This is a genomic window from Polaromonas sp. YR568, assembly GCF_943369675.1.
Lineage (GTDB): Bacteria > Pseudomonadota > Gammaproteobacteria > Burkholderiales > Burkholderiaceae_C > Polaromonas.
The window spans coordinates 14,560-38,627 of record NZ_CALROB020000031.1; the positions used below are offsets into that span (position 1 = coordinate 14,560).

A 24,068-nucleotide genomic window follows, 5' to 3' on the forward strand; every position below is an offset into this window, starting at 1 on the left:
AAATAAAACAGGCGCCCACACAAGCCGAAAGACCGGGGGTCGCGAGGTTTTTATACATGGTAGTCCTCTACATGGCCCCGGAAGAAACAGGATGCTGGCGCGCCGGGGCGGCACGCTGAAGGCCTTGATTTTAGCGGCTCGGGCCGAATGGCGGGATTTCAGGGGTTTTGGGGCGGATTCGGGCCTCAAGGCACGGGCATCTCGCGTGCCTGCTGTTGCAGCCAGCCGCAGAAGCTGTCCAGCCGTGCATGCGGCCCGGCCCTGCGCATGGCCACGTACTGGTAGTCACTTTCCGCAAAGCCCAGCGGCGCCACCAGGCGGCCGGCCCGCAGGTCGTCCATGACCAGGTGCCAGGGCGCGATACAGACGCCCAACCCGCCCACCGCGGCCTCCAGCGTGAAGTAGTAGTGCTCGAACGCCGGGCCGCCCTGAACCGGGAAACCGGCGCCCCGGGAATCGCACCAGGCCTGCCACGCCTCGGGCCGGGTTTTGGTGTGCAGCAGCGGCAGGCGGGCCAGGTCCTGGGGGGTGCGCACATCCACCCTGGCCGCCAGCGCGGGCGCCATGACCGGCCCCAGGCGCTCTACAAACAGCGGCAGCAAGGTGGCCGAGGCGGGGCTGCCGCGTTCGGCGACCGTGATGACGAGGTCGTAACGGCCGCGGTCCAGGTCCACCGCATCCCCGGTCGCGCTGAGGCGGATTTCGGTATCCGGGTGCAAGGCATTGAATTCGTAAAGACGCGGAATCAGCCATTTGACGGTGAAGGTGCTGAAGCAGGACACGTCCAGCGTACCGGCCTCGCCGCTGCGCACTTCACGCACGGCCGTTTCCATCTGGTCCAGCGCGGCCGATAGCGCCGGCCACAGCGAGGCGCCGGCGGCCGTCAGTTGCGGCTTGTTTTTGGCGCCCTCGAACAGCGTTGCGCCCAGCGCCTGTTCGAGTTGCCGCACCTGCCGGCTGATGGCGCCGGGCGTGACCGAGAGTTCTTCCGCGGCGGCCGTCATGCGGCCCAGGCGGGCGGCGGCTTCAAACGCGCGCAAGGCGTTCAGGGGTGGGAGGCGGCGCGTCATCATGTGAGTTTATGACACATAGGAGGCGCGAAGAAATCGTTTTCCTTGAAGGCCGTTGATTGACAAAATTCCCGAAATGCCGGCAAAGGCTTCACTGTGCCGCTTATTTCAATTGAGGAAAAATCACATGCCTTTTATCCGCACCAACGTCCACCAGAGCACCAGCCAGGAACATCGGCAAGGCATCGCCGACGGCATACACCAGGCCCTGGTCAAAAGCATTGGCATGCCTGAAGACGAGCTTTTCAACATGGTGAGCGATTACGACGCGCAGCAGTTTTTCTTCAACCGGACCTTCAACGGCATGGCGCGCTCGGACAAACCCGTCGTCGTCGAGATCACGCTGCGGCGCGGCCGCAGCGATGCGATGAAACGCGCCCTCTACGCCGCCATTGCCCGCAACCTGAAGGCCAATGCCGGTGTGGCGCCTGATGACGTCTTCATCTTCATGCACGAGAACGACTACTCGGACTGGTCGGTGGGCGGCGGCAAGTTCGCCATGGCCCTGGTGCAGCAGCCCGGCCCGGGCTGAAAAGAAAGCGCCTGGCTTATTTGCCGGCCGCGGCATGGCTGGCCGGCAGCGCACGCAGCACCGGGTAAGCCTTGGCCATCCAGATGTAGAGCGCCGCGCCCACCACCAGCGTGGCGGCGGCGATTTCCAGCGAGATCGTGAAGCCCGCGCCCGCGTTGGGCGTGTGGCGCAGCAGCACGGCGACCAGCGGGGGGCCGAGGATCTGGCCTATGCCGTAGGTGGCCGTCAGCAGGCCCATGAAACTGGCGGCCGTGGCGGGTTTGAGGCGGCGCACTTCCTGCATCGCAAAAAAGGTGATGGCGGTAAACGGGATGCCCAGCATCAGGCTGCCGATGGCAAAACCCGCGAGGCTGGGGCTCCAGAGGCTGGCGGCAATGCCCAGCGCCTGCAGGACGTAGCAGCCGGCCAGCAGCAAACGGAAGTCCTTGCCGGGCGGCAGCCGCGTGGCCAGCAGCGCGCCTATCATCACGCCCAGCCCGAAGATGGGCCAGAACATGTCCAGCCAGGCCGAGCCCGGCAAGGCCGCGCGCGCGATCACCGGCAAAAAAGTCGCGGTGATGATGTAGCCGAAACCGGCCAGGCCGTAGGCCAGCGTCAGCAGCGTCATTTCGGCATGGCCGTGGTGCTGGGGCGCCGCGCCGGGCAAGGGGGCGGCGCGCGGCGCCAGCGCGATCAGGCGCTCGTCGCCGCCGCGCAGGATGTGCCACACCGAGGCGGCCAGCACAAACGACAGCGCGCCGAAAAGCATCCAGCCCGTGGCCGCCGTCCAGTGCCAGGCCACCATGCCGGTGGCGAACAGGCCGCTGACCAGGATGCCGGCGCCCGGGCCGACGTAGATGATGCCGCCCATCGCGGGCACACCGCGTTTGGCCAGCTGCGACAGGCACCAGCCTGAAGTGAACACAAACACCACCGCGCTGACCACGCCCGCCGCGAATCGCAGCAGGGGCCAGATAGCGGGAAAGTGCCAGCCCATGGCCAGCGTGAGGACGGCCGTGGCAATCAGCCCGCCGCGCACCAGCGAGGAATAGGCCAGCGAGGGCAAGCCCTTGAAACGCGCCCAGAGCCAAGGCTGCAGCGTGCAGAGAATCGCACCCAGCATGTAGCCGAAGTAGTTGGCGCTGGCCAGCCAGCTGGCGGTCGGCAGGTCGACCACGCCGTCGCTCAACATCATGGGCAGGAGCGGCGTGAAGGCAAAACGGCCTATGCCCATGGCGACGGCCAGTGCGACCAGACCGGCCAGGGCGATAGGCCAGGCGCCGTGCGATGCGGCGGATGGCGCTTGTTGTGCTTGCGGTGTCGATGCCATGCCCGGGATCCTTGCTTGCTTCAGGGTTCTACCCGGATCATACGTTTGAGCCGCCGGCCAAGCTGGCAATCGCCTGAATACCCCCGCCGCGCTTAATTGAAGCGCTCAAAGCTCTCGTCGAGGCGATCAACATAACGCGCCTTGGCCGAGGCATCGATAAAGCTGGCTTCAAAGCTGTTGCGCGCCAGCGTGTAGGCATGGCGGGCGTCCATGCCGGTGGCCGCGAAGGTCTGCAGGAAGTTGTCGTTCATGTAGCCGCCGAAATAAGCCGGGTCGTCCGAGTTGACGGTGGCGGCCAGGCCGGCATCCAGCAACTCGCGCAGGTTGTGGCTGGCCAGGTCGGGAAACACGCAGAGCTTGAGGTTGGACAGCGGGCACACGGTGAGTGGAATGCGGTCTTGGGCCAGGCGTCGCATCAGCGCTGCGTCGCGACTGGAACGCACGCCGTGGTCCACACGCTCGACCTTCAAAACGTCGAGCGCCGTCCAGACGTATTCGGGCGGGCCTTCTTCGCCGGCATGGGCGACCAGGTGAAAGCCCAGCTCACGGCAGCGCGCGAACACACGCGCGAACTTCTCGGGCGGGTTGCCGACCTCGCCGGAATCCAGGCCTATGCCGATGAACTTGTCGCGAAACGGCAAGGCCTGCTCCAGCGTCTCGAACGCTTCTTCCTCGCTGAGATGGCGCAGAAAGCACAGGATCAGCGAAGCGCTGACGCCGAGTTCGGCCTGCGCGTCCACACAGGCGCGGTGCAGGCCGGTGATGACGGTCTCCATGCCGACGCCGCGCGCGGTATGCGTCTGCGGGTCGAAGAACATCTCGGTGTGCACGACGTTGTCGGCCGCGGCCTTGCGCAGGTAGGCCTGCGCCATGTCGTAAAAATCCTGCCCGGTGATCAGCACGCTGGCGCCGGCGTAATAGATGTCGAGAAAGCTCTGCAGGTTGGTGAAGGCGTAGGCGCTGCGCAGTTCTTCGACGCTGGCGTAGGGGATCTGCACCTTGTTGCGGCCGGCCAGCGCGAAGATCAGCTCGGGCTCCAGCGAGCCCTCGATGTGCATGTGCAGCTCGGCCTTGGGCATGCTGGCCAGCAGCGCGGGAAGGCGGTCGGCGGCCACGGGTTTGACGGCGAAAGTCATATGGCTCCCTAAAAACAAAAAGCTGCCCGAAGGCAGCCGAACCGGGATTTATCCCCTCTCCCTCTGGGAGAGGGTTAGGGTGAGGGCCAGCGGCTGACGAAACGACGCCGCGCTACAAGGCAGGCCGCTGGCCCTCACCCCTGCCCTCTCCCAGAGGGAGAGGGAGTAATGCCCCTGCCCTCCCAAAGGAAGGCAAGAGTTCAGTTACCCGGAACCTTGCCTTCAACGCCCTTGACGTAAGTCTTCAGCCCACCCAGGAATTTGTCGTCAGCCACCACGTCCTTGGCCAGCAGTTCCTTGCCGGTGTTGTCGGTGATCGGGCCCTTCCAGATGGAGAAGCTGCCGTCCTTCAGGCCGGCCTTGACTTCGTCGATGCGTTTTTTGGTGTCGTCGGGCACGTCGGCGGCAATCGACACGATGTCGATCGCGCCTTCCTTGACGCCCCACCAGGAGGCGGTGTTGCCGGTCCATTTGCCGTCCAGCGCCTCACCCACGGCCTTGATGTAGTAAGGGCCCCAGTTGATCACGGCCGATGCCAGGTGGGCCTTGGGGCCGTAGGCGGTCATGTCCGAATCCCAGCCGAAGGCGCGCTTGCCCATTTTTTCGGCGGTCTGCAGCACGGCGGAGGAGTCGGTGTTCTGGAACAGCACGTCGGCGCCGCCGTTGATCAGGGCGGTAGCGGCTTCGGTTTCCTTGGGCGGGTTGAACCATTCATTGACCCACACCACCTTGGTCTTGACCTTGGGGTTGACCGACTGCGCGCCCAGCGTGAAGCTGTTGATGTTGCGCACCACTTCGGGAATCGGCACCGAGCCGACCACACCCAGCGTGCCGGTCTTGCTCATCTTGCCGGCGATCACGCCGGCCATGTAGGCGCCTTCGTAGGTGCGGCTGTCGTAGGTGCGCATGTTGTCGGCCTGCTTGTAGCCGGTGGCGTGCTCGAACTTCACGTCCTTGGTGTCGCCTGCGACCTTGAGCATGGGCTCCATGTAGCCGAAGGTGGTGCCGAAGATCAGCTTGTTGCCCTGGGCCGCCATGTCGCGGATCACGCGCTCGGCGTCGGCCGACTCAGGCACTTTTTCGACGAAGCTGGTGACGACCCGGTCGCCGAACTCTTTCTGCACGGCCTTGCGGCCGTTGTCGTGCGCATAGGTCCAGCCGCCGTCGCCCACGGGGCCGACGTAGGCGAACGCAATTTTCAGGGGCTCGGCCTTGGCGGCGGGGGCTGAAGCCGCAGGCGCGGCGGCCGGAGCGGCAGGCGCCGCCTCTTCCTTTTTGCCGCAACCGGCCAGGGCTGCCGCGGCCACGGCGGACAGGGCTGCCAGCTTGAGCAGGGAACGTTTGTGCAGGTCGGTCATGTCATCTCGCTTTCATGAAAGGAAGGGGGCGAAAAAATGCAATTATGCGGCGGAAACTTCAGGCGCCGGGGTAAAACGGCTTGCCGATGGAACTGGGCATGTTGACGCGAATCCACAGCGGGTTGCGCGAGATCAGCACCAGCACCACGATGGTGGCCAGGTAGGGCAGCATGGTCAAAAACTGCGTGGGCACGTTCACGCCCAGGCTTTGCAGGTGGAACTGCAGCATGGTCACGCCACCGAACAGGTAGGCACCAAGCAACACCCGTGCCGGGCGCCAGGTGGCAAAGGTGGTGAGGGCCAGGGCGATCCAGCCCTTGCCGGCGATCATGCCCTCGACCCACAGCGGCGTATAGACCACCGACACATAGGCGCCGGCCAGGCCGCACAGCGCGCCGCCGGCCACCACGGCCGCCAGCCGTATGCGCCGCACCGGGTAGCCCAGCGCATGGGCCGATTCAGGGCTTTCGCCGACCGAGCGCAGCACCAGGCCGGCGCGCGTGCGGTACAAAAACCAGATGAGCCCGGCCGTCAGCGCCATCGCGATGTAGACCATGGGGTGCTGGCGGAACAGCGCCGGGCCCAGCAGCGGCACGTCGGCCAGGAAGGGGATCGGGTATTGCGACTGCTCAGGCAGTTTCTCCTGCACGTACTTGATGCCGGCAAAGGCCGAAAAGCCCGCGCCGAAGAGGCTGAGCGCCAGGCCTGTGGCGTACTGGTTGGTGTTGAGCCAGATCACCAGCACGCCAAAAATGGCCGCCAGGAATGCCCCCGCCGCCATGCCGGCCGCAAAGCCCAGCCAGCTGTTGCCGGTGTGCACCACGGTGGCAAAGCCGGCGATTGCGGCGCACAGCATCATGCCCTCGGCGCCCAGGTTGACAATGCCGGCTTTTTCATTGATCAGCAGGCCCAGGGCCGCGATGGCCAGCACGGTGCCGGCGCTCAGCGTCGCGGCGATCAGCAGTGCGGTCGACTCCATCACTCGGCTCCTTTCAGGACGTCGGAAGACGGCGGTGTGGCCACCGGGATGGTGATGGGTTTGGCCAGCCGCAAGCGATATGCGATCAGGGTGTCGCAGGCCAGCAGGCTGAACAGCAGCAGGCCCTGGAACACGCCGGTGATGGACTTGGGCAGGCCCAGGCGCGACTGCGCAAGCTCGCCGCCTATGTAGAACATGCTCATCAAAATGGCCGAGAACACCACGCCCACCGGATGCAGCCGCCCGACAAAGGCCACGATGATGGCGGCAAAGCCGTAGCCCGCCGGCACATAGGGTGTGAGCTGGCCTATGGGGCCGGCCACTTCCAGCGCGCCGGCCAGGCCGGCCGCGCCGCCGGACGTGAGCAGCGCCAGCCACAGCGCGCGGCGCGACGAGAAGCCAGCATAACGCGCGGCCGCCGGCGCCAGGCCGCTGACCTCATGCCGGAAGCCCGCATAGGTGCGGAACAAAAACAGCCACAGACCCGCCACGCCCAGCAGCGCCAGGATGATGCCGATGTTCACGCGCGAGCCCTGCATGAGGCGCGGAATCTGCGTGACCGCCTCAAAGGTCTTGGTTTGCGGGAAGTTGTAGCCATTGGGGTCCTTCCAGGGGCCGAAGACCAGGAAGTTGAGCACCATGTCGGCCACGTAGACCAGCATCAGGCTGACCAGGATTTCATTCGCATTGAAGCGGTCGCGCAGCAGGGCCGTGATGCCGGCCCACAGCATGCCGCCCATGACGCCGGCGAGGAGGATGGCCGGGATGATCCAGGGGCCGGTGGTTTTTTGCGCCAGCAGCGCAATGCCGCCGGCCGCGACCGCACCCATGACGAACTGGCCTTCGGCGCCAATGTTCCAGACATTGGAGCGAAAGCACACGGCCAGCCCCAGCGCGATGATGAGCAGCGGCGTGGCCTTGACCAGCAGCTCGCCGATGGCGTACGGCGACTTGATCGGTTCCCAGAAAAACACCTGCAGGCCCTTGACCGGGTCCTTGCCGAGCGCCACGAACAGCGCCACGCCTATCAGCACGGTGATCAGCAGCGCCAGCACCGGCGAGGCGTAGCTCCAGAAGGAGGATGGCTGCGGACGGATTTCAAGCTGCGCCATGGGCCACCTCCGTCTGCGACCACAGCCCGCTCATCCACTGCCCCACCCGTTCCACCGTGGCGTCGGCGCGCGGCAGCGAGGGCGAGAGCTGGCCCTTGGCCATCACGTAGAGCCGGTCGCAGATGTCGAACAATTCTTCAAGCTCCTCGCTGACCACCAGCACGGCGCAGCCGGCGTCGCGCAGCTTGAGCAGCTCGCCGCGTATCTGCGTGGCCGCGCCCACGTCCACGCCCCAGGTGGGTTGCGAGACGATGAGCAGCGCGGGCTTGGCGTCGATTTCACGGCCCATGATGAACTTCTGCAGGTTGCCGCCCGACAGCGACTTGGCCACCGCCTGCGGGCCGCCCGACTTGACCTTGTAGTCGGCGATGATGCGCGCCGCCTGCGCCTGCAGCGCGCCGCGGTTCAGCCAGCCGTTGCCGGCGACGGCCTCCTTGCGCGTGAGCAGCAGGTTGCGCGCCAGCGAAAGCGAAGGCACGGCGCCGCGGCCCAGGCGTTCTTCCGGCACAAAATGCAGGCCCAGCGCACGGCGGTGGTTCGGCCCGAGCTTGCCGACGGCTTGGCCCTTGACCGCGATGGCATCGCCGGCGGCGCGTGTGTCTTCACCCGACAGCGCGTAGAGCAATTCCTTCTGCCCATTGCCCGAGACACCGGCAATGCCGACGACCTCGCCGGCGCGCACCTGCAAGGCAATCTGCTGCAGGTCGACGCCGAACTGTTCTTCCTTGGGCAGGTCGAGCTGTCTGACGTCCAGCACCACGGCGCCGGCGCGCACCTCGCGGTGCTCCAGCGCGGGCGGCTCGGCGCCAATCATCAGGCGGCTAAGCGACGCGTTCGACTCCTGGCGCGGGTCGCATTCGCCCGACACCTTGCCGCCGCGCAGCACTGTGCAGGCGGTGCACAGTGCGCGGATTTCATGCAGCTTGTGGCTGATGTAGAGGATGCTGCAGCCCTGCGCCGCCAGCTGGCGCAGGGTGACAAACAGGTTTTCGACCGCCTGCGGTGTCAGCACCGAGGTGGGTTCGTCCAGGATCAGCAGCTTGGGATGCGTGAGCAGCGCGCGCACGATCTCCACGCGCTGGCGCTCGCCCACGCTGAGCGTGTGCACCGGCCGCGTCGGGTCCAGCTGCAGGCCGTAGGCCTGGGTGGTCTCGGTGATGCGTTTGGAGACCTCGGCCAGGCTTAAATGTTTGTCCAGCCCGAGCCAGACGTTTTCGGCCACGGTGAGGGTGTCGAACAGGCTGAAATGCTGGAACACCATGCTGATGCCCAGCGCCCGCGCCTCGTGCGGGTTGCGCACCGTCACCGGCTTGCCGTCCACCGCCACGCTGCCCGCGTCGGGCCGCACGGAGCCGTAGATGATTTTCATCAGGGTGGATTTGCCGGCCCCGTTTTCGCCGAGCACGGCATGGATTTCACCCGGCTGCACCGTCAGCGAGACGCCGCTGTTGGCCACCACGCCCGGATAGCTTTTGGTAATGCCCGCAAGCCGCAGCCGCGGGGGCGGCCCGGAAGGGCTGGCTGTCGATGGCGGTGTTGCGGTCATTGTCTCGTGGTATCCCGTTTTTCGTCTTCTGTTGTTCTGTGTTCTCTATTGTCTTATGGCTCACGCGGGCCGGACTGCCATCGCCACCCGCTATTCCTTGCGCAGCATGGAAGCCACGGACTTGACCCGCTCGCGCAGCCATTTCGCGGCATTCGAGGCGTGCGTGCGTTCATGCCAGAGCTGGTAATACATCATGCGGGGAAAGGCGACCGGGCTGGGCAGTATTTTGACGGGCAATATGCCCGCAAAACGCTCGCAGTACTGGCGGCCGGTGGTCATCACCAGCAAGCTCGATGCCACCATGGACGGCATCAGGCCGAAATGCGGGCAGCGCACCGTGATGTTGCGCACCAGGCCCAGCGTGTCCAGGTGCTCGTCGATCACGCCCTTGGCGCCCGGGTGCAGGGCCGAGGGCGCGATGTGCTCGGCCTCCAGCCAGGTAGCGGTGTCCCAGCCGCGGCGCGCGGCCGGGTGGTCCCTGGCGACCAGGCAGACCACCTCGTCGCCGAACAGGCGCGCCATGTGCAGGTCGTCGGGCGGCGCGGCCCAGTTGCCGATCACGATGTCGGCCTCGCCCTGCGCCAGCTGCGCGCGGTAGTCGGAGTCGGCCGACAGCGGGTGGATGTCGATGCGGCAGCGCGGCGCCTGGGCCTTGATCTGCGCCACCAGCTGCGGCAGGAACAGGGGATCGAGGTAGTCGCTGGCAGCGAGGCGAAAGGTGACGTCGGCCGTGGCCGGGTCAAAACCCCGCGCGTCGCTGAACAGCATGCCGGCCGCGCGCAGGATGCTGGCCGAGGGCTCAATCATGCGCAGCCCGGCATCGGTGGGCACCATGCCCGCGCCCGAACGCACCAGGATGGGGTCTCCGGCCAGCGCGCGCAGGCGCTTGAGCGCCGCGCTGACGGCGGGCTGGTACATACCCAGGCGGATGGCGGCGCGTGATACGCTGCGTTCAGTAAGCACGGTGTTCAAGACCCTGATGAGATGGAGGTCTATCTTGTCGAAAAGCGCCTGGTCTTTCATACCTTTTCACCCATGCGGCCAATACGGGCTTTTGTATGCTGGCCGCGGCGCGACTGTTTAACCTGAAGCATGGCTGCTGTCCCACCTTTATCCAGACCCATCCGCTTCATCAGGCGGGGCGAAGTTGTTTCCGTCAGCAATGTACCACCCAGCCGCACCCTGCTGGAGCTGCTGCGCGAGGACCTGGCCTGCACCGGCACCAAGGAAGGCTGCGGCGAAGGCGACTGCGGCGCCTGCACCGTGGTGCTGGGCGAGGCGGACGGCGGGAACGTCAAGTACCGCGCCATCAACAGCTGTATACGGCTGGCGCATTCGATTGACGGCATGGCTTTATGGACCGTCGAAGACCTGGCGCATGATCCGCTGATCAAACCTTCCGCAGCGAACGGCGGGCTAGGCGCACGGAGCGCAGAAACCGGAATGGACACGAAGGTCCATGAGGATTTCGAGCACCGCGCAACAACGCCCCCCGTTTGCTTGGAAGGTTTGCATCCCGCGCAGCAGGCCATGGTCGACCAGCACGGCTCCCAATGCGGCTTCTGCACCCCGGGTTTTGTCATGAGCCTGTTCGGCATCTACCAGAACCATGTGTGCAAGGGCGAGCCCATCACCCGCGAGCTGGCGCAGGAAGAACTCTCGGGCAACCTGTGCCGCTGCACCGGCTACCGGCCCATCCTGGATGCCGCGCAGGCCATGGCCGCGCTGCCGCCCGTGAAGGTCGACGAAACCGCCCTGTTGCACCGGCTCGAATCGGTACGCTCCGAGCCGGGTGTGACCGAAGCCGAATACCTGGCCCCGCGCACGCTGGCCGGCCTGCTGCAAGTCCGCGCCACCCACCCCCAAGCCCAGTTGGTTGCTGGGTGCACCGACGTGGGCCTCTGGGTCACCAAGATGCATAGGGAGTTCGGCCAGGTGCTGGACGTCACCCAGGTGGAAGAACTGCGGCGCATCGAGCACTACCCGCAGCACATCGCGATAGGCGCGGCCGTCACGCTGGCCGACGCCTATGCCGCGCTGGTCAAGGACCGGCCGCAGTTGCACAACTTCGCGGCGCGTTTTGCCGGCCTGCCGGTGCGCAACTCGGGCACCCTGGGCGGCAATGTCGCGAATGGGTCACCGATTGGGGATTCGATGCCGCTGCTGATTGCGCTGGGCGCGAATGTGGTGCTCATGAGCGTTCGGGGGCATAGAGAGATGCCGCTGGAGAAGCTCTACACCGGCTATCGCACGAATGTGATGGCGGCGGATGAGGTGCTGGCTTGGGTGAAGGTGCCGAGGCCGCAGAGCCCCCATCCCAGCCTTCCCCCAGCGGGGGAAGGAGCAAACAGCCGGAAGAGGGAAAGTGGTATGGCTCCCTCGCCCCTCTGGGGAGAGGGCTGGGGTGAGGGGCCGGAACGGCTGCGGGTCTACAAAATCTCCAAACGCTACGACGACGACATCTCCGCCGTCTGCCTGGCGATCAACCTGCAAGTTGAAAACGGCAAAGTCACCAGCGCCTCAATAGGCGCAGGCGGCGTCGCCGCCACGCCGGTGCGCGCCGTCCAGACCGAAGCGGCGCTCACAGGCCAGCCCTGGACCCAGACCACCATCCAGCAGGCCATCGCCACCTTGCGCGCCGAGTTCTCGCCGATTTCCGACATGCGCGCTTCGGCCGCCTACCGCAGCGAGGTGCTGGGCAACCTGCTGCAGCGCTACTGGCTGGAAAGCCAGGGCCTGCAACAGATCAACCTGGCGTCCTTCCGGCTGGAGGAGGCCGCATGAACGCCGCCAAGGACATTTCCGTGAGCCGCGACGCCGTGGCCGACCCCGAAGTCCGCAATGCCAATGCGCGCGCCGACAACGCGCCGCCCGCCGACCCGGCTGAAAAAACATCGCTGACCCGCCAGCCCGCCAGCACACGCGCGGCCGGCCGCTCCACGCCGCATGAAAGCGCCCGCGCGCAAGTCGCCGGCGCGGCCACCTATGTCGACGACATTCCCGAAGTGCGCGGCACGCTGCATGCCGCGCCCATTCTGTCCACCGTGGCGCACGGCAAGCTGCTGGGCGTTGACACCACCGCCGCGATGGCCATGCCAGGCGTGCGCGACGTGATCCTGGCGCGCGACATCCCGGGCGACCCGGTGCTCGGCAATTTTTCGCATGACGAGCCGGTGTTCGCGCGGGACACCGTGCAGCACATCGGCCAGGTGATAGGCGTGGTGGTGGCCGATACCGTGATGCAGGCGCGCCGCGCCGCGCGCAAGGTGGTTTGCGATATCCAGCCCCTGCCCGCCCTTCTCAAGGTGCAGGACGCGCTCAAGGCCGAAAGTTATGTTCTGCCGCCGGTCTTCGTCAAACGCGGCGACGCGGCGGGCGCGCTCAAAAAAGCAGCGCACACACTGCACGGCACACTCGAAGTCGGCGGCCAGGAACATTTTTACCTCGAAGGCCAGGTCGCCTACGTCGTGCCGCAGGAGCAGCAACAGTGGCTGGTCTACTCCAGCACCCAGCACCCCGGCGAGATCCAGCACTGGGTCTCGCACGCGCTGGGCATTGCCAACCATGCGGTGCGTGTGGAGTGCCGGCGCATGGGCGGCGGCTTCGGCGGCAAAGAGACACAGTCGGGCCAGATGGCCGTCTGGGCCGCGATTGCCGCCCACAAGCTAAACGGCCCCGTCAAGCTGCGGCTGGACCGCGACGACGACTTCCTGGTGACCGGCAAGCGCCATCCATTCGCCTACGAATACGACGTGGGCTTTGACGCCACCGGCCGCCTGGCCGGCCTCAAGCTCACGATGGCGGTGAACTGCGGTTTCAGCGCCGACCTGTCTGGCCCGGTGGCCGACCGCGCGGTCTTCCACGCCGACAACGCCTACTTCCTCGAAGACGTGGAGATTGCGTCCTACCGCTGCAAAACCAACACGCAGAGCAACACCGCCTTCCGCGGCTTCGGCGGGCCGCAGGGCATGATCGTGATCGAGGCCATCATGGGCGACATTGCGCGCACCCTGGGGCTTGATGCGCTGGACGTGCGCAGACGCAACCTCTACGGCATCGGCGAGCGCGACGTCACGCACTACCAGATGAAGGTCGAGGACAACATCCTTGAACCACTGCTGGCAAAGCTGGAACAGTCGTCGCACTACCGCCAGCGGCGCAACACCATCGCCGCCTGGAACAAAACCAGCCCGGTCATCCAGCGCGGCATCGCGATCACCCCCGTCAAGTTCGGCATCTCCTTCACCGCCACGCTGTTCAACCAGGCCGGCGCGCTGGTGCATGTCTACACCGACGGCAGCGTGCAGGTGAACCACGGCGGCACCGAGATGGGCCAGGGCCTGAACACCAAAGTCGCGCAGATCGTGGCCGACGAACTCGGTGTGCCGCTGGCCAACGTGCTGGCCACCGCCAGCGACACCAGCAAGATCCCGAATGCCTCGGCCACCGCCGCATCGGCCGGCACCGACCTCAACGCGCGCGCGGCGCAGTACGCGGCCCGCAACGTGCGCGACAACCTCGCGCAGTTTGTCGCCGGCCTGGACCGCTGCGGAGCCGGCGCCGTGCAGTTTGAAGGCGGCGAGGTCATCACGCCCGCCGGCGCGCGGCCTTTCACCGAAGTCGTGAAGCTGGCCTATGCCAACCGCATCCAGCTGTGGAGCGACGGTTTTTACCGCACGCCGAAAATCCACTACGACAAGGCCACGCTGACCGGCCGGCCGTTTTATTACTTCGCCTACGGCGCGGCCTGCACCGAGGTCGCCATAGACACTTTGACCGGCGAGAGCCGCGTGCTGAAAGTCGACATCCTGCACGACGTGGGCACCAGCATCAACCCGGCCATCGACGTCGGCCAGGTCGAGGGAGGCTTTATCCAGGGCATGGGCTGGCTCACGACCGAGCAGCTGGTGTGGAACGACAAGGGCCTCTTGAGCACCCACGCGCCCAGCACCTACAAAATCCCCGCGACCGGCGACGTGCCCGAGCACTTCAAGGTCGATTTCTGGCCCGAACCGAACCGCGAAGACAACGTCTTCGGCAGCAAGGCCGTGGGCGAGCCGCCGCTGATGCTGGCGATCAGCGTCTATGAGGCCTTGCGCGATGCGATCGCTTTCGCGCGGCCGGGGCGGGCTGTGGTGTTGGAGGCGCCGGCTACGCCGGAGCATGTGCTTGAGGCGCTAACGCTCTCCCAGCGGTGACTCCTCCCTCTCCCTCTGGAGAAGAAATCATGCGGAGAACGACGCTGGTGATTCCGGTTTTTCTCCTTCTCCCTCTGGGAGAAGGCAGGGATGAGGGCCGGCGGCAATGGATAGTCTGCTGGCTTGCTTGAGGCCGCTGGCCCTCACCCTAACCCTCTCCCAGGGGGAGAGGGAACAAATCACGAAGTCCATACATCGTCATTGTTGGCCCACCCGCAACAGTGAATTCAAAAACCACGCCCTTATGAAGCCGAGGCCCGGCCCCAGCTGCCATGCACGGCAAGCCGGCCGTGCTTCTTTCTTTTGAACGCGTTCCGGCGCCGAGTGGACCTCCCCCCAACAATCCTGAAAGCATTGAGAACACCATGAGCACACCCTTGAACACCCAAATCGCCTTTATCACCGGCGGCAACCGCGGCCTGGGCCTGGAAACGGCCCGGCAACTCGGCAAGCTCGGCATCCTGCCGGTGATAGGCGCGCGCAGCGAGCAGGCGGGCCTTGATGCCGTCGCCAAATTGAAGGCCGACGGCGTGACGGCCGAGTCCATCGTGTTCGACGCGACCAAGCCGGCCGACCGTGCCAGGGCCGTGGACTTTTTCCAGGCACGGGCCGGCCGGCTGGACATCCTGGTGAACAATGCGGGCGTTTACCTGGAAGGCGAGCCCGGCGTGAGCCGCCCCTACACCGCGTCGACACTGCCCGAGAAGGTGCTGCGCGACACCATGGAGACGAACTTTTTCGCCCCGGTGGCGCTGACGCAGGCGCTGCTGCCGCTGCTGAAAAAAGCCCCGGCCGGCCGCATCGTCAACCTGGCCAGCATCCTGGGTTCGCTGACCCTGCATTCCGACCCGACCTCGCCGATTTATGAAATGAAGTCGGCCGCCTACGACACCTCGAAGACCGCGCTGAACGCGTTCACCGTGCAACTGGCCTTTGAACTCAAGGGCAGCAGCGTGAAAGTCAACTCGGCCCACCCGGGCTGGGTGCACACGGAGATGGGCGGCGCTTCGGCGCCCATGAATGTGGAAGACGGCGCCAAGACCAGTGTGCGGCTGGCCACCTTGCCGGCGGAAGGCCCCAGCGGCGGCTTCTTCCATATGGGTGATGCTTTGCCCTGGTAAGCCCATAAAACCAAAAAGCGAAAAGCGGCCCTCGGGTCGCTTTTTTTGTGTCAGGGGGCGGCAAGCGCTGGCTTCATGTCCAGGAAGCCCTTAAGCGTCTGCGAGCTGTTATCGACATGCCAGGCCAAAAAGAACTCGGTCTTGGCCTTGGTGCCGCGCAGGTCGCGATACACCACGTTCTGCATCTGCAGGCTGTGCATGGACTCGGGCACGATAGCGATGCCCACGCCGGCCGCGACCAGGCCCACCACGGTCGACATCGGGTAGGCCTCCTGCGCGATGCGCGGTGAAAAACCCGCGGCCTCGCACATCTTGCGCAGTTGCTCGTGGATGGCCGGCGCCTCGCTGCGGCTGAAGAAGACGAAATCGTCCTCGGCCAGCGACTGCAGCATGACCTTGTCCTGCCCCGCCAGCCGGTGATGCGCCGGCAACGCGGCCATAAAGGCTTCCTTGAACAGGCTGCGCGTGGCCAGCCAGGGTTCGGTGACGGACTGGCGGATGATGCCGACGTCGATCTCGCTGTTCTTGAGCATCACGGTCTGCCGCGCCACCGTGAGCTGCTGCACCGACACTGCCACGTGCGGGTACAGCCGCCGGTACTGGCCCAGCAGCGCCGGCACCGAGGTATAGATGGTCGAGCCGACAAAGCCTATGCGCAGCGAGCCGGTTTCGCCGCGGGCGGCGCGGCCCACGACGTCGGGAATGCCGGCCGACAGCGCCAGCAGGCGGCGCGCTTCCTCCAGCAGCGCCTGGCCCGCCTGCGTCAGCACCACCTCGTGCGAAGAGCGCACCAGCAACTGCGCGCCCAGCTCCTGTTCAAGCCTGGCGATCTGCCGGCTCAGCGGCGGCTGCGAGATGTGCACGCGCACCGCGGCGCGGCTGAAGCTCAGCTCTTCGGCCACGGCCACAAAGTAAGACAGTTGGCGCAAATCCATAAAACCCCTTGAATACCTTAAGTACCTTGAATACCTTGCAGGTATAGCTGATGACTTCATTATGCATTGGACAGCATTAGCAGTGGGACCTAGGATTTGACCCATAACGACTGTTTCTGGAGACAACATGACCTTTCCCCTTCCCGCCGCCGGCAGGCGCCGCCTGCTTTCCCACAGCCTGAAATTCGGCGCCCTGGCGCTGGCCCTGTCGGCCGCCTGGGCCCAGCCCGCGGCGGCCCAGGCCTACCCGTCCAAACCCATCAAGCTGATTGCCCCCTTTGCCGCGGGCGGCGCGGCCGACACGGTGGCCCGCATCCTGACGCCCAAGCTGACCGAACTGCTGGGCCAGCCCATCATCATTGAAAACCGCGCCGGCGCGAGCGGCGCCATCGGCTCCGCCTTCGTGGCTGCCGCCCCGGCCGACGGCTACACCCTGCTGATGAACCTGGGCCCGCCGCACCAGACCGTGCAGTTCTTCACCAAGGGCGTGAAGTACGACCCGGTCAAGGACTTCACCGCGATTTCGCACGTAGCGACCGCGCCGCAAACCCTCGTGGTGCCGGCCTCCTCGCCGATCAAGACGGTGGCGGATTTTGTGGCGGCGGCCAAGGCCTCGCCCAAAGGCCTGTCCTACGCCACTTCGGGCGCGGGTACCTCGCAGCACCTGGCCGGCCTGTTGCTGGCGAGTTCGCAAAAGCTGTCGCTCACACATGTGGGCTACCGCGGCGGCGCGCCGGCCCTGACCGACGTGGTCGGCGCGCAGATCGACTCGGGCCTGCTGGTGCTGTCGAACACGCTCCCCTACATCCAGTCGGGCAAGCTGCGCGCGCTGGGCGTGGTGGAAAGCCACCGCTCCAAATCGGCCCCCACCATCCCGACGCTGGCCGAAGGCGGCCTCACGGGTTTCTCGGTGCCCGACACCTGGGTGGGCCTGATGGGCCCGGCCGGCCTGCCCGCGCCCATCGTGCAGCGCATCAATGCCGAAGTGCAGAAGGTGCTGAAGACCCCGGAGGTCAGGGCGCAGCTTCAACAGGCCGGTTATGACGCCGTCGAATCCACGCCCGAAGAGTTCAGCAAACTGCTGGCCGACAGCACCCAGGTCTACAAATCCATCGTCGAAAAAGCCGGCATCAAGCCTGAATGATTTCCCCCTGAAAGCCCATCAAAAAATGAACAGCCAAGCCACCATCGCCAAGCGCAAGCCCGGCGCCGCCTTTCCCCGCATGACCGTCGTGCTGACCTTCCTGATGGAGAACTGGTCCGTCGGCAAGGCGCCGCCCTACTCGCCCATGACCAGCCCGCCCAAGCCCGGCGAGATCGACCGCGCCGGCATCCTCTGGGCCAACTACGGCGGGCGCTCCGGCATCGCCAGGCTGATGCGCGTGGCCGACCGCCACGGCGTATCCGGCACGGTCTGCGTGAACGCGCGCTCGGCCGAGCTGTTCCCCGAGACGGTGAAACACATCGTGAAGTCGGGCTTTGAACTCGGCGGCCACAACTATGCGCAAGACGAAGTGCTGTCCGGCCTCAACGAGACCGACGAACGCGCGCTGATCCAGAAGAGCCTGCGCATCCTGCAAGAGATCTCTGGCGTGCGCCCCACGGGCTGGCTCAGCTCCACCATCGCCACCACCGAGCGCACGGCCGACCTGCTGAGCGAGGAAAAGCTGCTCTGGCACGGCGATTACAACGACATCGACCAGCCGCACCAGGTGGCCACGCGTTCGGGCCGCATCGTCGCGATCCCGCACAGCGACTATGCCGACAACCGCGTGCTGCGCGGCGCACCGGACGATTGGTACCACTGCTACAAGGACATGTTCGACTACCTGTACCGCCAGGAGCCGGGCTCGCTGATCAACATCACCATGCACGGCAACTTCGGCGGCCGGCCGCTGATGTCGGCGCAGCTCGACAAGCTGCTGACCTACATGCTGGCCCACGACGAGGTCTGGGTGCCGCGGCACGACGAGCTGGCGAACTGGGTCAACGAGCACGGCGTGCAGGAAACGCCTTTTATCCAGCGCTTTGCGGCTTGACACCGCAACACCCTCGACAGGAACACCCACCATGATCACCGAGACTGAACGCCGGCAGGCCGCCGATGCCCTGCTGGAAGCCGGCCGCACCCGCCAGCCGATACGCCAGGTCAGCCAGACCTGGCCCGCGATGGACATCGAAGACGCCTACGCCGTGCAAAAACTCTGGGCCGACAGCAAGGTCGCCCAGGGTGCGCGCATCGTCGGCCACAAGATAGGCCTGACCTCGCGCGCCATGCAGATGGCCTCGAAGATGACCGAGCCCGACTACGGCATGCTGATGGACGACATGCTGTTCACCGACGGCGCGCGCATCCCGGCCGCCGGCTTCCACGCGCCGCGCCTGGAAGTGGAACTGGCCTTTGTGCTGGGCAAGCCGCTGGGCGGCAAGCACGTGACCATTTATGACGTGCTGGACGCCACCGCCTACGTGACGCCCGCGCTGGAAATCATCGACTACCGCACCGAGGTGCCGCGCGCCATCGTTGACACCATCGCCGACAACGCGGCGGCCGCCGCCATGGTGACGGGCGGGCGCGTCGTCAGGCCCATGGACATAGACCTGCGCTGGGTCGCCGCGACACTGTCCAAGAACGGCGTGATTGAAGAGTCAGGCGTGTCCGCCGCCATCATGGGCCACCCGGCCATGGGCATCGTCTGGCTGGCCAACAAGCTGGCACTGCACGGCATCACCATGCAGCCCGGCCATATCCTGCTGGCCGGTTCGTTCACGCGGCCCACGGCGGTCGCGGCGGGTGACACCATCCATGCGGACTTCGGGCCGCTGGGCTCCATTGGCGTTTCCTTCAGCTAAGCGCCTGGAGCCACTCAAAAACCCTCCTGGCGTTGTTGCAGCCGCCTTGCCGTGCCTTCAGCACTGTCTGCGGCGTCGCGCCTAGGCAGGACCGCTTCGCTGGGTTTTGTGAGCGGCTCTAAACTAGCATTTGATACGCGGAATTCTTCGCTGCCCCAGTCGTACAACGCGCGCAACAAGGCGCGCACCCATCCCACAACAAGGCGGAACCATGGACTTGCCCCTCAACCAATTCAAGAAGTCGCTGCGCGCCGGCCAGCAACAGATAGGGCTGTGGTGCACGCTATCGAGCCCCTACGGCGTCGAGCTGCTGGCCGGCTCGGGTTTTGACTGGCTGCTGCTGGACACCGAACATTCGCCCAGCGACGTGCTCAACGTGCTGGCCCAGCTGCAGGCCGTCGCGCCCTACCCCGTCTCCGCCGTGGTGCGGCCGGCCTGGAACGACCCGGTGCTGATCAAGCGCTACCTCGACATAGGCGCGCAAACCCTGCTGATTCCGTATGTGCAGAACGCCGAAGAGGCGCGGCAGGCCGTGCAGAGCATTCGCTACCCCAGCGGCGGCATGCGCGGCGTCTCGGCGCTGACGCGGGCTTCGCGCTTTGGCCGCATCCCCAACTACGCCAAGGCTTGCGGCGACGAACTCTGCCTGCTGGTGCAGATTGAAACCCAGGAAGCGCTGGACAACCTGGAAGCCATCGCAGCGGTCGACGGTGTGGACGGCATCTTCATCGGCCCCGGCGACCTGGCGGCCAATATGGGCTTCCTCGGCGAGCCGGGCAACCCCGCCGTCGTCGCAAAGATTGAAGACGCCATCCAACGCATCGCCGCCTGCGGCAAACCCGCCGGCATCCTGACGGGCGACGAGGCCTTTGCGCAGCGCTGCATCGCGCTGGGCACCACGTTTACGGCCGTGGGGGTGGACGTGGGCCTGCTGGCCAAGGCCACCACGCAGTTGCGGCAGCGTTTCGGCGGCAAGGCCTGAAGCGGTTTCTCCCTCTCCATTTGTCTTTCCCCTCTCCCAGAGGGAGAGGGGATAAATCGGGGAAGGGGATAAAGAGGATGACTCGTGTCACCCGCCCTGAACAAACGGCCTGAACAGATCCAGCAGCATCATCAACACCGCAAAGCCCATCACCACCACCCCGCCCCAGCCGAACCAGGTGGTCTTGAAGCCCGAGGTGAAATTGCCCATCACCGACTTGCGGCTGGCCAGCAGCATCAGGCCGGCCATGATGGGCACCGCCACCACGCCGTTGATCACGGCGCTCCAGTAAAGCGCCTTCATCGGGTCAATGCTGGTGAAGTCCATGCCGGTGCCGACCACGGTGGCGATGACGATGATGGCGTAAAAGCGCTTGGCCTCGTACCAGTGGCGCTCCAGGCCCTCGGGCCAGCCGAAGGCTTCGGCCACGGCATAGGCGGCCGACGAGGCCAGCACCGGCACGGCCAGCAGGCCGGTGGCGATGATGCCGCCGGCAAACAGCGCAAAGGCAAAGTCACCGGCCAGCGGCCGCAGGGCCTGTGCCGCCTGCGCGGCCGAGGTCACGTCGTGGATGCCGGCGGTGTACAGCACGGCACCGCCCAGCACCATGATGAAGAAGGCGATGGTGTTGGAGAAAAACATGCCGATGTAGGTGTCGCGCTTGACGCGGCGCAGGTCGCGGCGGATCTTCTTTTCGGCGCCCAGCACGCCGCCCTTCAGGCGCAGCTCTTCCACCTCCTGCGAGGCCTGCCAGAAAAACAGGTAGGGTGAAATCGTGGTGCCCAGCAGGGCGACGATCATCATCCAGTAGCCGGAGGTCCACTGCAGCTTGGGGATCACCAGGTCGTGCAGCACCTGGGCCCACTGCACCTGCACCAGGAAAACGGCGATCACGTAGGCAAACAGGAAGAGCGTCAGCCACTTGAGGATGGGCGCCAGCTTGCGGTAGGGCACAAAGACCTGCAGCAGCACGGTGATGACGCCGAAGGCCACCGCATGGAAATGGTTGCCGCCGCCCACCACCAGCTGCAGCGCTTCGCCCATGGCGGCGATGTCGGCCGCAATGTTGATGGTGTTGGCGATGACCAGCAGGAACACCATGGCCATCAGGAAGGCGCGCGGCGTGTGCTCGCGCAGGTTGGCCGCCACGCCCTTGCCGGTGACGCGCCCTATGCGCGCGCTGACGAGCTGGATGGCGATCATGAAAGGCAGCGACAAAAACACCGTCCACAGCAGCCCGGTGCCGAACTGCGCCCCCGCCTGGGTGTAGGTGGCGATGCCGGAGGGGTCGTCATCGGCGGCGCCGGTGACAACGCCTGGGCCGACATGGCGCAGGAAGGAGGGGATGCGGTTCAACATGGGCGCGAGGCTAACACGGCGGGATGATGTCAAACTTAAAGCGTACAAATACTTCAGGCAGGCTTGCATGCCCGCGCCGGCAAGCCTGAAAAGCTACAGAATTCATAGCAGGCCGCACATTCACCGCCCCTGGACTGGCCGGAAAGAGGCCAAAGGCGTAGGATCAACGCTCAGCGGCAGGCGCCCACGCCCGCCGCGGCTCGGGCCCAGAGGAAGCTTCGCGCAGGCGGGGACTTCCCTTCAATACCGGAGGAGTGATTCATGACTGTTGCAACCCCCACGAGCGGGCAGCGCACGGCGCCGCCTGAAGGAGCCGCATGATGGACAGCGCCGTCATCAGCCTGCTGGGCGCTTTCCTGCTGTCCATCATCGGCCTGTTCGTTTTCATCTGGTCGCTGCGCAAGGGCCTGCTGGTCGAGAACCCGGCGGCCGCCTCGGTGATCTTCGCGCACGGCGAAGTCGGCCAGGTCGACGACCCGGCCCTGCCGGACGCCGCGCAGGCCTCCATGCAGCAGGCGGTCAAGGAGGGCGGCATCCAGACGCACGTGGCCGACGCCGCCGAGCTGCTGGACCGCATCAGCTCCGACCGCTCCACCGCGTTTCCGGTCTTCATGTTCATCACCTTTGCCTGCATGTGGCTGGTGGTGGGCTCGGCGGCCGGCCTGATCTCGTCCATCAAGCTGCATGAACCCGACTGGCTCACCGACTATGCCTGGCTGACCTTCGGCCGTATCCGCACGGTGCACCTGACCGGTGTGCTCTACGGCTGGATCACCAACGCCGCGCTGGGCATGGTGGTGTGGTTGCTGCCGCGCCTGCTGCGCACGCGGCTGTACGGCGCCATCTGGGTCATGCTGGGCGGCGCACTGATCAACATGGGCATCGCCGGCGGCATAGGCGCCATCGCCACCGGCTGGAACGACGGCATGGAGTACCTGGAGATCCCGTGGCAGATCGCGATCTTCATGTTCGCCGGCTTCGCGCTGGTGATCCTGCCGGTGCTGTACACGCTGGTCAACCGCAAGGTCTCGCACCTCTACGTCAGCGTCTGGTACATGACGGCCGCGCTGCTGTGGATCGCCCTGCTCTTCCTGGTCGGCAAAATGCCGGGCGTGCACACCGGCGTGCAGCAGGCCACCACCAACTGGTGGTACGGCCACAATGTGCTGGGCCTGTGGTTCACGCCGGTCAGCGTGGGCGCCATCTATTACTTCCTGCCCAAGGTCATAGGCCGGCCGATACGCTCCTACAACCTTTCGCTGCTGGGCTTCTGGACGCTGGCGTTTTTCTACGGCCAGGTCGGCGGCCACCACCTCATAGGCGGGCCGGTGCCGGGCTGGCTGGTCACGCTGTCCATCGTGCAGAGCATCATGATGGTGATTCCCGTGGTCGCCTTCACCATCAACATGGCCGCCACGCTGAAGGGGCGCATGCACCTGGCACTGTATTCACCCACGCTGCGCTTCATGATGTTCGGCGGGCTGATGTACCTGGCGTCCTCGCTGCAGGGCTCGCTGGAGGCGCTGCGCAACGTCAACCAGGTCACCCACTTCACGCATTTCACGGTGGCCCACGCGCACCTGGGGGCCTATGCCTTCGTCACCATGGTGCTGTTCGGCGCCATCTATTTCATGATGCCGCGGGTGCTGAACTGGGAGTGGCCCTACCCGAAACTCATCACCCTGCATTTCTGGCTGGCGGCCGTCGGGGTGATGATTTATTTTGTCGGGCTCACCATAGGCGGCTGGCTGCAGGGCCTGGCCATGCTGGACGCCGCGCAGCCCTTCATGGCTTCGGTTGAGGTCACATTGCCCTACCTCAAATGGCGGTCCATAGGCGGCAGCCTGATGGTGCTCAGCCACCTGGTGTTCGTCGGCCATTTCCTGGCCATGGCGCTGCGTTTCGGGCCGGGCCGCGCGGGCGCCGCCCTCTTCTGGCAAAGCGACGTGCGCAGCGCGGAACTGGGAGCCCAGCATGGAAAATGAAGTCAAGCTCGCATCGGGCGCCATGGTGGCGCTGGGCGTCGCCACGGCGGCCCTGGTGGTCATGCCCTATATGCAGGTGCGCGACATCAAGCCGCCGCCGCAGCTCAAAAGCTACACCAGCGCGCAGCTGCGCGGACGCGAGGTCTACATCGCCAACGGCTGCGTCTACTGCCACAGCCAGCAGCCGCGCGACCGCAACTTCGGCCCCGATGCGGAACGCGGCTGGGGCCGGGCCTCGGTGCCGGGCGATTATTTCTACGACAAGCCGCACCTGCTGGGCAGCATGCGCACCGGGCCCGACCTGTTCAACATCGGCGTGCGCCAGCCCAGCAAGGACTGGCACCTGGGCCACCTCTACCAGCCGCGCGCCTATGTGCCCGGCTCCATCATGCCGTCCTACCCTTATCTCTTCGTCGTCAAGGACGCGAAGGATGCCGAAAGCGAGGGTGAAACGCCGCTGGCCCTGCCGCCCGCCTATGGGCCCAACGTGGGCCAGGTGGTGGTGCCCACGCCCCAGGCACTGGACCTCGTCAAATACCTGCAGGGCCTGAACCACACCTACCCGGTGCTGCCGCCCGCCCCCAAGCCCTGAG

General features: G+C 65.8%; 20 protein-coding genes. 10 read left to right on the top strand and 10 right to left on the bottom strand.

Annotated features, from left to right (window positions below; all coding sequences use genetic code 11):
• Window positions 1-185 precede the first annotated feature (185 nt).
• Window positions 186-1,070, bottom strand: a complete 885-nt coding sequence (locus ACLV8F_RS16825; RefSeq protein WP_411885352.1) for a LysR substrate-binding domain-containing protein — start codon at window positions 1,068-1,070, stop codon at window positions 186-188.
• A 127-nt stretch (window positions 1,071-1,197) separates the two neighbouring features.
• On the opposite strand from ACLV8F_RS16825, the gene ACLV8F_RS16830 reads away from it, so the two are divergent.
• Entirely contained in the window at window positions 1,198-1,602 is a 405-nt protein-coding gene (locus ACLV8F_RS16830) for a tautomerase family protein (protein WP_411885353.1), read from the top strand.
• 16 nt (window positions 1,603-1,618) lie between these two features.
• On the opposite strand, the gene ACLV8F_RS16835 is transcribed toward ACLV8F_RS16830, so the two are convergent.
• From ACLV8F_RS16835 to ACLV8F_RS16865, 7 genes are all read right to left on the bottom strand, one after another.
• Window positions 1,619-2,911, bottom strand: coding sequence for a YbfB/YjiJ family MFS transporter (locus tag ACLV8F_RS16835; RefSeq protein ID WP_411885354.1), 1,293 nt, complete (start codon window positions 2,909-2,911; stop codon window positions 1,619-1,621).
• 92 nt (window positions 2,912-3,003) lie between these two features.
• The gene (locus ACLV8F_RS16840) at window positions 3,004-4,047 is read right to left on the bottom strand and encodes an adenosine deaminase (RefSeq protein ID WP_411885355.1); all 1,044 of its coding nucleotides are present in this window, start codon (window positions 4,045-4,047) and stop codon (window positions 3,004-3,006) included.
• Window positions 4,048-4,247: 200 nt separating this feature from the next.
• A complete protein-coding gene (locus ACLV8F_RS16845) occupies window positions 4,248-5,405 on the bottom strand; it encodes a BMP family ABC transporter substrate-binding protein (protein ID WP_411885356.1) in 1,158 nt (385 codons plus the stop codon).
• A 58-nt stretch (window positions 5,406-5,463) separates the two neighbouring features.
• On the bottom strand, window positions 5,464-6,384 hold the full coding sequence (locus ACLV8F_RS16850) for an ABC transporter permease (protein ID WP_411885357.1): 921 nt from the start codon (window positions 6,382-6,384) through the stop codon (window positions 5,464-5,466).
• The gene (locus tag ACLV8F_RS16855; protein WP_411885358.1) at window positions 6,384-7,496 is read right to left on the bottom strand and encodes an ABC transporter permease; all 1,113 of its coding nucleotides are present in this window, start codon (window positions 7,494-7,496) and stop codon (window positions 6,384-6,386) included. The genes ACLV8F_RS16850 and ACLV8F_RS16855 overlap by 1 nt, the downstream gene beginning before the upstream one ends.
• Entirely contained in the window at window positions 7,483-9,042 is a 1,560-nt protein-coding gene (locus ACLV8F_RS16860; protein ID WP_411885359.1) for an ABC transporter ATP-binding protein, read from the bottom strand. The genes ACLV8F_RS16855 and ACLV8F_RS16860 overlap by 14 nt, the downstream gene beginning before the upstream one ends.
• Window positions 9,043-9,132: 90 nt before the next feature.
• Complete coding sequence (locus ACLV8F_RS16865) at window positions 9,133-10,065, bottom strand: LysR family transcriptional regulator (RefSeq protein ID WP_411885360.1); 933 nt, start codon at window positions 10,063-10,065, stop codon at window positions 9,133-9,135.
• A gap of 69 nt (window positions 10,066-10,134) precedes the next feature.
• Between ACLV8F_RS16865 and ACLV8F_RS16870 the strand changes: the two genes are divergently transcribed.
• The 3 genes from ACLV8F_RS16870 (at window position 10,135) to ACLV8F_RS16880 (ending at window position 15,361) form a co-directional block, all read left to right on the top strand.
• Window positions 10,135-11,826 carry a xanthine dehydrogenase small subunit gene (locus ACLV8F_RS16870; protein ID WP_411885361.1) on the top strand — a complete coding sequence of 564 codons (1,692 nt, stop codon included), beginning with the start codon at window positions 10,135-10,137 and terminating at the stop codon, window positions 11,824-11,826.
• A complete protein-coding gene (gene xdhB / locus ACLV8F_RS16875; protein ID WP_411885362.1) occupies window positions 11,823-14,240 on the top strand; it encodes a xanthine dehydrogenase molybdopterin binding subunit in 2,418 nt (805 codons plus the stop codon). The genes ACLV8F_RS16870 and xdhB overlap by 4 nt, the downstream gene beginning before the upstream one ends.
• Window positions 14,241-14,605: 365 nt before the next feature.
• On the top strand, window positions 14,606-15,361 hold the full coding sequence (locus ACLV8F_RS16880; protein ID WP_411885363.1) for an SDR family oxidoreductase: 756 nt from the start codon (window positions 14,606-14,608) through the stop codon (window positions 15,359-15,361).
• A gap of 50 nt (window positions 15,362-15,411) precedes the next feature.
• Here ACLV8F_RS16880 and ACLV8F_RS16885 read toward each other — a convergent pair whose 3' ends face one another.
• Window positions 15,412-16,296 (bottom strand): LysR family transcriptional regulator, encoded by an 885-nt coding sequence (locus ACLV8F_RS16885; RefSeq protein ID WP_411885364.1) that lies wholly within the window; start codon window positions 16,294-16,296, stop codon window positions 15,412-15,414.
• A gap of 127 nt (window positions 16,297-16,423) precedes the next feature.
• Between ACLV8F_RS16885 and ACLV8F_RS16890 the strand changes: the two genes are divergently transcribed.
• The 4 genes from ACLV8F_RS16890 to hpaI all read left to right on the top strand — a co-directional run bounded on the left by ACLV8F_RS16890 (window position 16,424) and on the right by hpaI (window position 20,131).
• Window positions 16,424-17,440, top strand: a complete 1,017-nt coding sequence (locus ACLV8F_RS16890) for a Bug family tripartite tricarboxylate transporter substrate binding protein (RefSeq protein ID WP_411885365.1) — start codon at window positions 16,424-16,426, stop codon at window positions 17,438-17,440.
• Between the two features lie 25 nt (window positions 17,441-17,465).
• The gene (locus ACLV8F_RS16895; RefSeq protein ID WP_411885366.1) at window positions 17,466-18,335 is read left to right on the top strand and encodes a polysaccharide deacetylase family protein; all 870 of its coding nucleotides are present in this window, start codon (window positions 17,466-17,468) and stop codon (window positions 18,333-18,335) included.
• A 31-nt stretch (window positions 18,336-18,366) separates the two neighbouring features.
• A complete protein-coding gene (hpaH, locus tag ACLV8F_RS16900) occupies window positions 18,367-19,149 on the top strand; it encodes a 2-oxo-hept-4-ene-1,7-dioate hydratase (RefSeq protein WP_411885367.1) in 783 nt (260 codons plus the stop codon).
• A 211-nt stretch (window positions 19,150-19,360) separates the two neighbouring features.
• Window positions 19,361-20,131 carry a 4-hydroxy-2-oxoheptanedioate aldolase gene (gene hpaI / locus ACLV8F_RS16905; RefSeq protein WP_411885368.1) on the top strand — a complete coding sequence of 257 codons (771 nt, stop codon included), beginning with the start codon at window positions 19,361-19,363 and terminating at the stop codon, window positions 20,129-20,131.
• Window positions 20,132-20,218: 87 nt separating this feature from the next.
• Here the strand turns inward: hpaI and ACLV8F_RS16910 are convergent, their stop codons facing one another.
• Window positions 20,219-21,490, bottom strand: a complete 1,272-nt coding sequence (locus tag ACLV8F_RS16910) for an Nramp family divalent metal transporter (RefSeq protein ID WP_411885369.1) — start codon at window positions 21,488-21,490, stop codon at window positions 20,219-20,221.
• A 320-nt stretch (window positions 21,491-21,810) separates the two neighbouring features.
• Between ACLV8F_RS16910 and ACLV8F_RS16915 the strand changes: the two genes are divergently transcribed.
• Window positions 21,811-23,475 (top strand): cbb3-type cytochrome c oxidase subunit I, encoded by a 1,665-nt coding sequence (locus tag ACLV8F_RS16915; RefSeq protein ID WP_411885370.1) that lies wholly within the window; start codon window positions 21,811-21,813, stop codon window positions 23,473-23,475.
• Entirely contained in the window at window positions 23,465-24,067 is a 603-nt protein-coding gene (locus ACLV8F_RS16920) for a cbb3-type cytochrome c oxidase subunit II (RefSeq protein ID WP_411885371.1), read from the top strand. The genes ACLV8F_RS16915 and ACLV8F_RS16920 overlap by 11 nt, the downstream gene beginning before the upstream one ends.
• Window position 24,068 lies beyond the last annotated feature (1 nt).

What these genes read in the sequence shown, in the direction of transcription:
- ACLV8F_RS16835 (WP_411885354.1), bottom strand. Translation starts at nt 2,911, where the DNA reads ATGGCATCGACACCGCAAGCACAACAAGCGCCATCCGCCGCATCGCAC.
- xdhB (WP_411885362.1), top strand. Translation starts at nt 11,823, where the DNA reads ATGAACGCCGCCAAGGACATTTCCGTGAGCCGCGACGCCGTGGCCGAC.
- ACLV8F_RS16920 (WP_411885371.1), top strand. Translation starts at nt 23,465, where the DNA reads ATGGAAAATGAAGTCAAGCTCGCATCGGGCGCCATGGTGGCGCTGGGC.
- ACLV8F_RS16830 (WP_411885353.1), top strand. Translation starts at nt 1,198, where the DNA reads ATGCCTTTTATCCGCACCAACGTCCACCAGAGCACCAGCCAGGAACAT.
- hpaH (WP_411885367.1), top strand. Translation starts at nt 18,367, where the DNA reads ATGATCACCGAGACTGAACGCCGGCAGGCCGCCGATGCCCTGCTGGAA.
- ACLV8F_RS16915 (WP_411885370.1), top strand. Translation starts at nt 21,811, where the DNA reads ATGGACAGCGCCGTCATCAGCCTGCTGGGCGCTTTCCTGCTGTCCATC.
- ACLV8F_RS16860 (WP_411885359.1), bottom strand. Translation starts at nt 9,042, where the DNA reads ATGACCGCAACACCGCCATCGACAGCCAGCCCTTCCGGGCCGCCCCCG.
- ACLV8F_RS16825 (WP_411885352.1), bottom strand. Translation starts at nt 1,070, where the DNA reads ATGACGCGCCGCCTCCCACCCCTGAACGCCTTGCGCGCGTTTGAAGCC.
- ACLV8F_RS16870 (WP_411885361.1), top strand. Translation starts at nt 10,135, where the DNA reads ATGGCTGCTGTCCCACCTTTATCCAGACCCATCCGCTTCATCAGGCGG.
- ACLV8F_RS16845 (WP_411885356.1), bottom strand. Translation starts at nt 5,405, where the DNA reads ATGACCGACCTGCACAAACGTTCCCTGCTCAAGCTGGCAGCCCTGTCC.
- hpaI (WP_411885368.1), top strand. Translation starts at nt 19,361, where the DNA reads ATGGACTTGCCCCTCAACCAATTCAAGAAGTCGCTGCGCGCCGGCCAG.
- ACLV8F_RS16855 (WP_411885358.1), bottom strand. Translation starts at nt 7,496, where the DNA reads ATGGCGCAGCTTGAAATCCGTCCGCAGCCATCCTCCTTCTGGAGCTAC.
- ACLV8F_RS16895 (WP_411885366.1), top strand. Translation starts at nt 17,466, where the DNA reads ATGAACAGCCAAGCCACCATCGCCAAGCGCAAGCCCGGCGCCGCCTTT.
- ACLV8F_RS16865 (WP_411885360.1), bottom strand. Translation starts at nt 10,065, where the DNA reads ATGAAAGACCAGGCGCTTTTCGACAAGATAGACCTCCATCTCATCAGG.
- ACLV8F_RS16840 (WP_411885355.1), bottom strand. Translation starts at nt 4,047, where the DNA reads ATGACTTTCGCCGTCAAACCCGTGGCCGCCGACCGCCTTCCCGCGCTG.
- ACLV8F_RS16890 (WP_411885365.1), top strand. Translation starts at nt 16,424, where the DNA reads ATGACCTTTCCCCTTCCCGCCGCCGGCAGGCGCCGCCTGCTTTCCCAC.
- ACLV8F_RS16850 (WP_411885357.1), bottom strand. Translation starts at nt 6,384, where the DNA reads ATGGAGTCGACCGCACTGCTGATCGCCGCGACGCTGAGCGCCGGCACC.
- ACLV8F_RS16880 (WP_411885363.1), top strand. Translation starts at nt 14,606, where the DNA reads ATGAGCACACCCTTGAACACCCAAATCGCCTTTATCACCGGCGGCAAC.
- ACLV8F_RS16910 (WP_411885369.1), bottom strand. Translation starts at nt 21,490, where the DNA reads ATGTTGAACCGCATCCCCTCCTTCCTGCGCCATGTCGGCCCAGGCGTT.
- ACLV8F_RS16885 (WP_411885364.1), bottom strand. Translation starts at nt 16,296, where the DNA reads ATGGATTTGCGCCAACTGTCTTACTTTGTGGCCGTGGCCGAAGAGCTG.